The 11895-nt window shown below is 68.8% G+C and carries 7 protein-coding genes, 2 tRNA genes and 1 pseudogene; 4 read left to right on the top strand and 6 right to left on the bottom strand.

Annotation, left to right across the window (positions count from 1 at the left end):
* A pseudogene (locus GHC57_RS17780) lies at positions 1–153 on the top strand (IS1595 family transposase); the annotation flags it as partial.
* Positions 154–163: 10 nt separating this feature from the next.
* Here GHC57_RS17780 and GHC57_RS17775 read toward each other — a convergent pair.
* The 3 genes from GHC57_RS17775 to GHC57_RS17765 form a co-directional block, all read right to left on the bottom strand.
* Positions 164–1333, bottom strand: coding sequence for a DNA cytosine methyltransferase (locus tag GHC57_RS17775; RefSeq protein ID WP_211369238.1), 1170 nt, complete (start codon positions 1331–1333; stop codon positions 164–166).
* A gap of 295 nt (positions 1334–1628) precedes the next feature.
* Positions 1629–1705: transfer RNA gene (locus GHC57_RS17770), tRNA-Asp, on the bottom strand.
* Between the two features lie 123 nt (positions 1706–1828).
* Positions 1829–2344: a copper chaperone PCu(A)C gene (locus GHC57_RS17765; protein ID WP_246152471.1), complete on the bottom strand. Its 516-nt coding sequence runs from the start codon at positions 2342–2344 to the stop codon at positions 1829–1831.
* A gap of 184 nt (positions 2345–2528) precedes the next feature.
* Here GHC57_RS17765 and GHC57_RS17760 point away from each other — a divergent pair, with 184 nt between their 5' ends.
* Positions 2529–3311, top strand: coding sequence for a HugZ family pyridoxamine 5'-phosphate oxidase (locus GHC57_RS17760; RefSeq protein WP_170294957.1), 783 nt, complete (start codon positions 2529–2531; stop codon positions 3309–3311).
* 152 nt (positions 3312–3463) lie between these two features.
* Entirely contained in the window at positions 3464–5296 is a 1833-nt protein-coding gene (locus GHC57_RS17755) for a phosphoenolpyruvate carboxykinase (GTP) (RefSeq protein ID WP_153346765.1), read from the top strand.
* Between the two features lie 622 nt (positions 5297–5918).
* Here GHC57_RS17755 and GHC57_RS17750 read toward each other — a convergent pair.
* From GHC57_RS17750 to GHC57_RS17740, 3 genes are read right to left on the bottom strand one after another with little or no spacing between them, the layout of a single operon-like run.
* A complete protein-coding gene (locus GHC57_RS17750) occupies positions 5919–9545 on the bottom strand; it encodes a tetratricopeptide repeat protein (protein WP_153346763.1) in 3627 nt (1208 codons plus the stop codon).
* Positions 9542–10255 carry an OmpA/MotB family protein gene (locus GHC57_RS17745; RefSeq protein ID WP_153346760.1) on the bottom strand — a complete coding sequence of 238 codons (714 nt, stop codon included), beginning with the start codon at positions 10253–10255 and terminating at the stop codon, positions 9542–9544. Before GHC57_RS17745 ends, GHC57_RS17750 begins: the two co-directional genes overlap by 4 nt.
* The gene (locus GHC57_RS17740; RefSeq protein ID WP_153346758.1) at positions 10252–11250 is read right to left on the bottom strand and encodes a hypothetical protein; all 999 of its coding nucleotides are present in this window, start codon (positions 11248–11250) and stop codon (positions 10252–10254) included. Before GHC57_RS17740 ends, GHC57_RS17745 begins: the two co-directional genes overlap by 4 nt.
* A 465-nt stretch (positions 11251–11715) precedes the next feature.
* Between GHC57_RS17740 and GHC57_RS17735 the strand changes: the two genes are divergently transcribed.
* A tRNA-Glu gene (locus GHC57_RS17735) sits at positions 11716–11791 on the top strand.
* The last annotated feature ends 104 nt before the right edge of the window (positions 11792–11895 follow it).

Below are 11895 nucleotides of genomic sequence, written 5' to 3'. Positions count from 1 at the left end.
CGCAAGCATCTGCAAGCCTACCTCGATGAGTTCGTCTTCCGCTTCAACCGCCGCCGCACCCGGCACGCAGCCTTTCGGTCCCTACTGGGCATCGTCACCACCAAAGGGCCCATCACCTACGATATGTTGATCGCGCCGGAAGCAAAGGGATAAGCCTTATCTTCTATTCGGCAGCGATTTTGGTCGCCTCTTTCTGAGCATCTGCCGCATCTAGCACAGGTTCCACAACGTGTTCAGCGATCCATTGGACCACAGGCACGGCCACGCCGTCACCGCAGATATAGTAGGCGTCATTATAGCGGAGGGGCAGCTTGTAGTCCTCGCTAAGCCCCATGAGCCTAGCCGCTTCGCGGGGCGATAGTAGTCGCGTTCGGACCTCGCCTTTGTCCACGAGGATTACCGTCTGTCGAGACGACCCCCCAACAGGTGTCCGGAGGCACCCTGAGATGCCATCGAACCGGACCTCAGCACGTTGCTTGCCCTGCCGCGTCCGTCGGTAGATACCGCCGACCATTCGTCCAGCGGTCTTCTTCGTATACTCAACGGCGTCCTTGAGTCGGTTTGAATGCAGTGGAGACATAAGACTCACGATGTAATCGGTATCTTCCTTGCTGTGCCAAGCCGTGCCAGTAGGTTCGTCCTCAATAAGATCAATAAACGCAACGTTGCGAGCGGCTGGCTTGGGCATGCGCCACCAGATCCACTGCCTCTTTGCAGTGTTGGGGATTGCGCCATATGCTTCAAGCATTGTTTCCGGGTGCCAGACATCGTCAGGGGCGCCGCGGAGCTTCTCAGGTATTGGAACGTCACCCCGGACGCCAATAACGAAGAGGCGCGGTCGGCTCTGGGGTAGCCAGTGAACAGCGTCTGCGATGACTGTGCCGAAATGATACCCTGCGGCAGAAAATGCTGAGGCGATAGCCGCGAAGTCCTTGCCTCCGTGACTGGTCAGTGCGCCACAAACGTTCTCAAGCACAATTGTTCTCGGGCCGCGACTTTCCGCCATAAGTTTCTTCTGCAGATGCCAGAACGGCCAGAACGTACCGGACTGTTTGCCAGAAAGACCAACGTAGCCGCCGGCCAGTGACAGATCTTGGCATGGGAAGGATCCCCATGACAGGTCAGCTACCCCCGGAAGTTCGCTTGCCCGGACACTTCGGATGTCATCGACACGTAGGTGATTTGCGCCCCAGTTCGCGGCATATGCTGCCGCTTTCTTGGCGCAGATGTCATTGGCAAAAACGCACTGCCAGCCGCGAGCCTTCAAGGCTGCGTGGACCATGCCGCCACCGGCGAAGAACTCATAGAATGTTCGAACCTGCATCTGCGCCATGGTTTACCTCCAGGGTTTGCTCCGATGGTGACTGCGTTCTGGAGTCCTGTCCAGCGGGCAGATTAACCGGCCCCAAATCTGGCGCACTGAACCCAAACGCCGCAGGTGCGACAGGTGTTGAGTCGACAGATGGACCGGAGGTCGTTAGCGCGCTGTTGGGCATGCCCGCCGGCGCCGCAGAGGGGGCGATCTGGGGACGGTCGGGTCCGTCCTGTCCAGGGTCGGGCGGCCCGGAGGACGGCGCACAAAAAACACAAGGCCGCCCGGGGGGGCGGCCTTGTGTTTTGGAAGGATATGGCGCGAGTGACCGGACTTGAACCGGCGACCTCTGGCGTGACAGGCCAGCGCTCTAACCAACTGAGCTACACCCGCTTGGTGGGTCCGCTGTGCAGCGGAGGCGCGTATGTAACAGCCCCAACGGGGCCGTGCAAGGGCTTTTTTCACCCGTCCCGGGGTCGTTCCTCCTCCGAGACGGGTGATCGCCCCGCGACGGGATCAGTTGGTCGTGCCGTGGGACAGGCCGCCCCCCATATGGCCGCCCCCCATTTGGCCGCCCATGGCGCCGACGCCCTGGACGGTGACGGTGACCTCGACCGTGCCGGCGGACTCGAAGGTCAGCGACAGGGGGAAGGTCTCGCCCTCCTTCAGCGGCGCGTGCAGCTCGATCAGCATCACGTGCAGCCCGCCGGGCTGGAGCACCGTCTCGGTGCCGCCGGTGAAGTCGATCGCCTCGACCTTGCGCATGCGCATGACGTCGCCGTCCTTGATATGAGTGTGCAGCTCGACCACGGCCGAGACATCGGCGTCCGCCGCCACCAGGCGGTCGGTGGCCCCGTCGTTCCGAATGGTCATGAAGGCCGCCCCGGCGCGCGCCATCCCGGCGGACGCCCGCGCCCAGGGATCGGAAACGGTCAGGGGGCCCAGGGTGGTGTCCCCGGCCAGGGCGGGCACGGACGACAGCACCATCGGCAGGGCCACCGCAGCGGCGGCAAGACTCGGCATCGGACGCATGGCGGGCTCTCTCCATTTGTTTCGGGGCCGCAACTGCGTAACCCCGGGTGCGCCTCAGGATGCCGCCCGCGAGACGCCCTGCGCAAGTCCCGGCGACCCGCCCCGGGTGCGTCACCAACGATTCATGCTGCGCCTGCTCAAACACCCTGGACCCCCCGCGGATAAGAGGGCAGACTGCCCGGCGATGTCGGAAATTCGCGCGTCCCGTCCGTTGTCCGTTCGGAGTCAGGCCGCCCGCAAACTGGTGCGCCGCGCCGTTCGCGCTGCCCTGTGCACGGCGTTGCCCGGGTTGGGGCCCGGGTCGAGGGCGGTCGCCGACCCGGATGCGGATCCCCTGGCCGGCGCGCCCTTCGGTTCGCTGGTGACCCTCGCCACCGATCAGACGGGCGCTCCCGTACTGCTGCTGTCCCGGCTGGCTGAGCACACCCGCAACCTCACGGCCGACCCGCGCGCCGCGCTATTGGTGATCGACTCCGACACGGTCCACGCCAACCCGCAGGAAGATGCTCGGGTTACCCTTCTGGGCCGGATCGCCCCGGACCCGGACCCGGCCCTGCGCCGCCGGTTTCTCGCCCGCCATCCCTACGCCGAGATGTATGCCGGCTTCGCCGACTTCGCGATGCACCGCATGACCGTGACACGCGCCCACGTGGTCGGGGGATTTGGCGTCGCCGGGTGGATCGAGGACCCCGAGACTCTCCTGGTGCCGTCCGATATCGCGACCGCCCTGGACGCGGCCGAGGAGGCCGCCTGCGCGCATCTGACCAGGACCCGCGCCGGTGACCTGACCCGCATCGCCGGCCCTGGCGCCTGGCGGGTGGTTGCGCTGGACGCGGACGGGCTGGATGTCGTACCGGATGGCCCGCCCGACAGCGGCCCGGCTCTGCGCCTTGCCTTCGCGCAGCCGGTCGCCTCGGTCGAAGACGCCGACGCCGCGCTGATTGCGCTGGTCGCGGAGGATCCATGATCCGCACCCCCCGCGCCAGCGCAGCCCGCGGCCCGTTCCATTCCGTACACCAAACGACCGGGGAATGGTTGTGACACCAGACGGATGTGATTACCCTTGCCGGCAGTTTGATGCGGTTTTGCAGATCCTTAGCGTCAACGGGAGGTGAGACAATGACGGGAGCCCCGACCAAACATGCCCGGCTTCTGGCTTGGGTGGACGAGATTGCGGCCCTGACCAAGCCCGACGAAATCTACTGGTGCGACGGCAGTCAGGACGAATATGACCGGCTGTGCGAGGTGCTGGTGCAGGGCGGGTCCTACATCCGCCTGAACCCGGAGAAGCGAGCCAACAGTTTCCTGTGCCGCTCCGACCCCAGTGACGTCGCGCGCGTCGAAGGCCGCACCTACATCTGTTCCGAGAAAAAGAGCGACGCCGGGCCCACCAACAACTGGATGGCCCCGTCCGAAATGCGCGCCACGCTGAACGGCCTGTTCGACGGCTGCATGCGCGGGCGCACCATGTATGTGATCCCGTTCTCCATGGGACCGCTGGGCTCGGACATCTCCGAGATCGGCGTGGAGATCTCCGACTCCGCCTATGTGGCGACCAACATGCGCATCATGACCCGCATGGGCCAGGCGGCGCTGGACGTGCTGGGCGACGACGGCGAGTTCGTGCCCTGCGTCCACACGGTCGGCATGCCGCTGGTGGACGGCGCCCAGGACGTGGCGTGGCCGTGCAACGACACCAAGTACATCGTGCACTATCCGGAAACGCGCGAGATCTGGTCGTTCGGTTCGGGCTACGGCGGCAACGCCCTGCTCGGCAAGAAGTGCTTCGCGCTGCGCATCGCCTCGGTGAAGGCCCGCGACGAGGGCTGGCTGGCCGAACACATGCTCATCCTGGGCGTGAAAAACCCGCAGGGCGAGAAGACCTATGTCGGCGGCGCCTTCCCCAGCGCCTGCGGCAAGACCAACTTCGCCATGCTGATCCCGCCCAAGGGCTACGAGGGCTGGGAGGTCACCACCGTCGGCGACGACATCGCCTGGATCAAGCCGGACGCCAATGGCCGCCTGCGCGCCATCAACCCGGAATACGGCTTCTTCGGCGTGGCGCCCGGGACCTCGATGAAGTCCAACCCGAACGCGATGGAGTCGCTGCACGCCAACTGCATCTTCACCAACGTCGCCTTGACCGACGACGGCGACGTGTGGTGGGAAGGCATGACCGACGAGCCGCCGGCCCATCTGATCGACTGGAAGGGCCAGGACTGGACGCCGGATTGCGGCCGCCCGGCGGCGCACCCGAACGCCCGCTTCACCGCGCCGCTCGGCCAGTGCCCGTCGCTGGACGAGGCCTGGGAGGATCCGGCCGGCGTGCCCATCGACGCCTTCCTGTTCGGCGGCCGGGTCGCCTCTAACTTCCCGCTGGTGTTCGAGGCCAAGGACTGGACCCACGGCGTCTATCTGGCCGCCACCATGGGGTCCGAGCTGACCGCCGCCGCCGAGGGCAAGCCCGGCGACCTGCGCCGCGACCCGTTCGCCATGCTGCCGTTCTGCGGCTACAACATGGCGGACTATTGGCAGCACTGGCTGACCATGGGCCACAAGCTGGCCGGCAGCCTGCCGCACATCTACCGCGTCAACTGGTTCCGCAAGGACGAGACCGGCAAGTTCATCTGGCCGGGCTTCGGCGACAACATGCGCGCCCTGGAATGGATCGTGGAGCGGGTCAAGGGCCACGCCCACGCCGTCGAGAGCCCGCTGGGCAACGTGCCGACCTACTCGGACATGAACTGGAACGGCCTGCCGTTCGACGAGGCGCTGTACAACCGCATCATGAGCGTCGAGAAGGAAAAGGCCCTGCGCGAGGTGCAGACCCAGCAGGAGCTGTTCGAAAAGTTCGGTGACCGCGTGCCCAAGGAAATCACGGCCATGCGCGACCTGATGATCGCGGAGCTGGAAGCCGCGCCGGAGGTCTGGGAACTGCCCAAGACGGCGTAATACCGCTCGGCCTATGGCTCTTGTCCCGACGAGTCGGGACAAGAGCCGGCCAGCATCATCGACGCGGCCTGACGCCGGCCGGCCTCACCGCCGCCTTACTGCCCCCGTCGGGTCCGCCCGGCGGGGGTTTTCTTTGGGGTCATCACAGAATTCCGGGATCGCGGGGTCATGGTGCCCGGAGTCCTCCCCCGGCAGCTATCTGATTCACACGTCTTTGGCGAGAGGGCGCTGGACGATCCTACAGCGCCGGAAAAATCACCACAAAGACACAAAGAACACCAAGAGCGGAACTTCAACACAATCGCGTCAAGCTCTCCAGACTCGCGGCCGGGAACCGCAACGGTTTGGCCGGACGCCGACCGCTCTGTGACCTTGGTGTCTCTGTGGTGAATTCTGCTGCGGAGGAAAAATAGACCACAAAGACACGAAGAACACCAAGAGCGCGGCGAAAATATCATAGGGCTCGCCCTCCATCATCGTGCTGGAGGGCAACCGCGGGTCCGTCAAGGCGCCGACCCCTTTGTGTCTTGGTGTCTTGGTGGTCCATCCTCTTGCCGAAGACGGCCGCTTTCGTTCGAAAATGTGTGAACGTGACAGCCCGTCTTGGGGACGGTCGTCGGGATCAGTTGATCGCGCTCAGGCGGTCCTCGCGCAGACGGTCGCGGTAGGCGGTCAGGTAGCTGCGGAACTTCTCCGCCTGCCGGATCTTGCCCCCCACAGAGCCGATGTCGATCAAGCCGGCCTCGGGGGTGGCGGTGACCAGGTCGAAGGCGTCCTGGAACGGCGTGCCCTCCAGCACATCGAAATACCGTTCCCGCAGCAGAGACACCGCCGTTTCGTCGCCCGCCAGCGTCAGGGCCGTCGCCCAGTCGATGAGGCGGAAGGCGTCCTTTTCCGGCAACTCGGCATCGCCCGGCGGCGGGGCCGGCACCAGTTCGGCCAGCGCCTGCGCGGCCTGGGCCCAGTTGCGGTCGCGCCAGTGGATTTCCGCCCGCAGCACCCGCGCATCCTCGCTGGAGTCGTTCTCCAGCAGGGCGATGGCGGCGGGCACGTCGTCGGTATCCGCCAGCGCCCGCGCGCGCAGGTGGCGGCGCTGCCGCTCCAGCCGCTCGGGCAGGGGGGCGAAGCGGGTTTTGTCCAGGGCTTCCAGCGCGTTGCCGGGCTGACGGTTGAGCAGATAGACCAGCGCCAGCCGCGCCCCCACCCGCGTGCGTTCCAGCCCCCGCAGCCGGTAGCGGATCTGGCGCTCCAGCAGGCCGGCGGCCGGGTCGAGCAGGTCCACCGAGACCAGCCGGTCGGCCAGCCGCCGGATCATCTCGTCGCCCTTGTTGCCGGTCGGGGTCAACTCGCGGAACTCGTCGAACAGGGCGATGGCCTTCAGCGGCGGCATGTCGTTGGCGGCTCCGTCCAGGAACAGGGTGTCGAACACCTGCCGCATCGTCTCGGTCAGTTCCTCGACCCCGGGTCGCTCCTGGAAGTACGACGCCGCCAGCCGCAGGTTGCGCAGGGAGTCGCCGTAGCGGCCCTCCTGAAGGTACAGGTCGCCCAACTCGCGCAGCAGGTCGTATTCGAAATCGCCGCCGCGCCAGGCGAAGCGCAGGCCCTCCAGCCCGGCGATCAGCTCGTCCGCGCCGATCAGGTCCAGGTCGTATTCCATGTCCAGGCGCGCCTTGGTCGCCCGCGCGGCGTGGAACCGGCTCTGGCCGATCTCCGCCTCCCGCCAGGCGGCCATGGCGGCTTCGAACGCGCCGGTGCTGGCGAGCAGGTTGCCCTCCAGGTACTTGATGGCGGCCTCGTCGTGCGTGGTGTTGAACTCGGGATCGCGCGCCGCCTCCAGGAAAGTGTTGGCGGCCAGATCGTCGCCGGCCTCGATGGCCGCTTCCGCCGCCACCAGCGACAACGGGATGCGCAGGTCGGGCGGATAGGTTTCCAGCACGCCGCCGGTGGCCTCCAACACCGACGCCTGCAATCCCGCGTGCCCCAGCCTGGACTGGGCGGCGGCGCGCCAGAAGGCGGCCTCGTCCACATCGATCAGGCTGGGATGACCGAGGTCGTCCACGGCCTCGCCGTTGCGGTGCATCAGGAAATTCGTCGCCCCGCGCAGCGCGCGGAAGGCGGCGGTGTTGACCATCTCCACCTGTTCCTCGCCGATGGCGCGCAGCACGCCCAGCGCTTCGGGCGCATAGCCGTTGGCGAAGTAGTAGCGCGCCAGTTCAAGGCGCGCCTGACCGCGCCGGCTCTCGGGCGCCACCGCGACGGCGTATTGAAGGTCCTGCAGCACCTCGTGGAAGGACATGGTGTCGTCCTCCCGCCGCCAGCCGGGCACGTCGAAGATCTGCTTCAGCGCGCCCTCGCCGAGTGTGCTGAGGGTCTGCAGGCGGGTGTCCTCCTCGGACAGCGTCAGGCCGCCGTCGGCGGCGGCGATCTCGGCCCCGCTGCGGCTGGAGCGCATCTCGATCCGGTCGGAGTGCGGAATCACCACCACGCCCTGGGCGGTGACCGGCAGGGTCACCTCGGGGAACGAGCGTGCGGGATACACGCCGTGGCCAAGCTGGATCAGGGGCAGAACGAAGAACTGATCCCCCAGCTCCGGATCGCGCACGGGCACGACCCGGCCGCCCTCGACCACCGGCAGCAGCAGGCGCGAGCCGACGGGCGATTGCAGTTGCGGCTCCACCTCGATGGGGCGCTCGGGACGCAGCGGCTGCTGCATCAGGTCCACCACCCACAGCAGACCGTCCCGCCGCAGCGACGGGTTGTAGCCCGGCGCGGTCGTCATGCGGACCAGGGTGGAGTTGGGCCCGACGCGGACCTGTTCGATGGTGCGGACCACGCCCCGTCCGGACCGGCGCAGCAGGTCCAGGTCCACTTCCTGGAAGCGGTCGAACACGACCCACAGATAGCCCGCGCGGCGGAACACCGCGCCCGCCGTGGGCTGGTCCCAGGGGAAGCCGAGACTCACGAAGCTGCCGCTGGTCGGGGGCGAGGGCGGGGCCACGTCCTCCGCGCCGTCCCCGGCGTCCTCGGTCATGGCGGAGTCGTCGGGGGCGCCGCCGTCTTCGGGCGCGCCGCCGTCGTCGGGTGCGTCGGTCAGGGCCGCCGGCAAGACCTCCGGCCTCTCTTCCGGCATGACGTCGGATGTGTCCGCCGGGTCCGTGTTGGTCTGGGGGGCGGTGTCTTCCGGGGCCGCCCCGGGCTCCGGCTCGGGCTCGGTCGCGGGCTCGGTCGCGGGCGCATCCACGGGAATCTCGCGTTCGTCCGGCGCAAGCCCCGTGTCCACCGGCGCGTCGGTGTCGGCGGCGTCCGCGCCGGGCGGCGGGGTCTCCTCACGCGGTGCTGTCTCCGCCCCGGTCTCCGCCTCGGTCTCCGGCTCGGCCTCGGCCTCAGCCTCCGGGGCAGCCTGAGCCGGGGCCTCGGCGGAGTCCTGCGGGGGCACCGCCGGGGCGGGCGGGTCGTCGGGCAGGGTGACGTCCAGCACCACCTTGGGGCCGGACTCGAAGGTCCGCGCGTTGGCCCCCTCGGGCACGGTCATCTGGAAAACGCTGGAGCCGTCGCCGGATTGCGTGCCGAGGTCCGTGAACCCGTCGGGCAGATCGCTCAGGATGGCGTCCACACCCAGCCGCGCCGGCTGGTCGAAGCGCAGGGTCAGGCGCGTGCCGTCCCGTGTCATCTCGTGGCCAACGGATCGCGGCCAGTCGAACACGATGCGCTGGAAGGTGTCGTGATTGCCCGTGCGGACCCGCACGGCGGCGGGCGCGGACGTGGCCGGAGCCGGGGCGGAGTCCGTGGTGTCGCGGGGGGTGGGCGCGGGTGCGGCCAGCTCCGGGCCGCCGAGCAGGTCGATGACCACGCCGCCCCCCAGGGTGAACACCTTCAGCCGGAAGTCGTCCTTCAGGGGCAGGGTCACCGTGCGCCGGTCGCCGGACACCCGGACCGTGTCCACGTAGGCGTCCAGGCGGCTGGGCACCAGCGCCACGTCGGCGGGCACCGGCGCGTCGAACTCGGCCACCAGGTTGCCGCTTTGGATCTCGACCGTGTAGCGGACCGGGTCGTCCCAGCGGAACACCATGCGGCCGTAGCCGTCGTGGGCCGTGGCCACCACCTCGGGTGCGGCCAGGGCCGGCGCGACGCCACCGAGCCCGCCCAGCAGCAACCCGGCGACCACCAGCGCCCGCAGGGCCGTCCGTGCGGTCGGCCGGCGGCGGGAGAGTCGCAGTCCGGATGTCGTGGATCGGTGAAGGCCCGTCATGGCAGGGGCTCCTCCCCGCGCTCGGGCAGGACGACCAGATCCACGCGCCGCGCCAGCCGCGCGCGCTCGGCCTCCGGCACGGACGCCAGGGCCTCAAATCGGGTGTCGGCGTGCCCCCAGACGGTCAACGGCCGCTCGAACCCGGCCCGGCGCAGGCCGTTGGCCACGGCGGCCGCCCGCGCGAGCGACAGCTCCCAGTTGTCTCTGTAAGGCTGGCCGGCGGCCACCGGACGTGGATCGGTGTGCCCCGCAACGGCAAGCCGGTTGCGCAGATTGGCCAGCAGTGTTCCAAGCTCCATCACGACCGGACGCGCCTCCGCGGCGATCTCGGCCCCCCCGGGTTCAAATAGCAGATCCGCGGGCATCAGCACCACCAGTCGATCGTCCAGTCTTTGCACGAGTGTGCCCGCAAATCGCTCGTCACGCGCGAACAAAGCCTCAAGGACGCCGGCCAGGTAGCCCAGGCTCTGGCCGCGCGGCGGAATCTCGCCCAGCAGGCCGGCCGGCCCGCCCTCCGGCGCCCGGGTCGTGGTCGGTGTCGGGCGGAAGGTGTCGGTCAGGGACTGGCTCAGGCGCTCGAACGCCTCCGTCTTGAACGCCGACATCGAGAACAGCAGGACAAAAAACGCCAGCATCAGCACCACGAGATCGCTGAAGGTCACGATCCAGGCGGTTCCGATCGAGGATCCATCGCGTTTGGGGCCGATCATGGCGGTGTCCGTTGCGGGTCGGCGGGGCCGGCGGCCTCGCCGGGCGGGGTCGGCGGGGCCGGCTGGTCAGGAAGGCTAGCATCGGGCGCCCCCGGTTGGGCACCCTCGACGGGGGGCGCGCCCGAGTCCGCCGCGGGATCGGGCGCGTCGATGGGGACGGCGTCGGCCGGCGCCTCGCGCAGGTCGGGGTGCCAGCGCGCCACGTCCACGGCGCGGAAGGTCAGGCGCACCCAGCCCGCCTCGCCGGGCTCCAGCCCGACCACCACGCTGCCGGGCGGCGCGCCCCGGGCGTTCATGGTGCGGCCCAGCACACCGGCGCGGCGCACCGGCAGGGCCTGGGGCGACACGGGTAGCGGCACGGCCGCCGCGTCCGGCGTGTCGGCCGGCCCCGTCTGAAGCACCGCCGCCATCTCGAACCGCAGGCCCGGGGGCGGCGACGACAGGGCCGCCACCAGCGCGTCGAGCATGCCGAGCTGTCCCGGCCGCAGGGTGTCCGCCCCCGGGCGGAACATGCTGTTGCCGCGCACCAGCACCTCGATGGACCGCCCGGAGATCAGATGGCGCACCTGCACGGTTGGCGCGGCGGCGTCGAACACCTGCTGGACCAGGGCGATGAAGGTTTCCGCCGCCTGCTCCTGCCCGCTCAGGTCCTCCAGCAGGACGGTCACGCGGGTCGGCGGCTCTGGGGCCGCGCGGGAGAAGGTGACCGTCAGGCTGTCCATGACGGCGCGAGAGCGCTCACTCTCCAGCGAGGACAAGGCCGTCAGCATGATGAAGAAGGCCAGCAGCAGCAGATAGAGCGCCAGGAACAGCGCCAGCGAGCCGCGCGCCATGGGGGCCGCCGCCCACCCGGCCGGGTCGGTGTCCAGCGCCGCGATGGACGGGTCCGAGGCGCCGGCGCCCGGCCACGGCGTGCCATAGGCCGGCCAGCGTGCCGTCGCTCCCATGCGCGCGCCGGGGGCACTGGACGAGAACGGGCCGCCCGGGGGCGTCATGACGGCATCCCCAGGCACGGCCCGGGCGGCGCGTTGCCCGATCGGCCGTCCCGCCGCGCGGCGGGCGCCCCGGCAGCCTCGGGCGCGGGGGTGGTCGGCATGCTCTCGCCTGTCTCGGTCACGGAATCCTCTGGCGTGTCATCGTCAGGGCGCGGAGTCGTCGTCTTCGGGGATGGGGCGGGCGTGGGGGCGCCTTGTTCCGGCCCGCGTCCCCACGCCGCCATCGGGCAGTGTCCCACGGAACCCTGAACAAATGCTTTCGGTTCGGCCGGTTTCGCGGGCCAAGGCGGGCCACGGCGGGCCACGGCGGGCCACGGCGGGGTTCGGCCGGGCCCGGCGCCGAGCATATCTCCGCCAAACCAGGGAGTCCGGGCCGGGATGCGCCCGGCCGCAAGAAAGCGCTTGCATTGGGGGGGCGTGTTCGTCTAAGCATTCGGCCCCGACGCGGTCGCGTCGCGGTCCTGTGTCCCCTTCGTCTAGAGGCCTAGGACACCGCCCTTTCACGGCGGCAACAGGGGTTCGAATCCCCTAGGGGACGCCACGCTTTTTCAAGCGTACCAAAAGCAAAGGCTCAGTTTGCGTTAGATATGCATGCTGGTTGTTTGGGCGAGATAAGTCCGGCGATGCATGCCAGGATTGCACGGG

This window comes from Roseospira navarrensis (assembly GCF_009601025.1).
Taxonomy (GTDB): domain Bacteria; phylum Pseudomonadota; class Alphaproteobacteria; order Rhodospirillales; family Rhodospirillaceae; genus Rhodospira; species Rhodospira navarrensis.
Note: the sequence above shows the minus strand (reverse complement) of the source record. Positions and strands in the feature narration are given on the sequence as shown.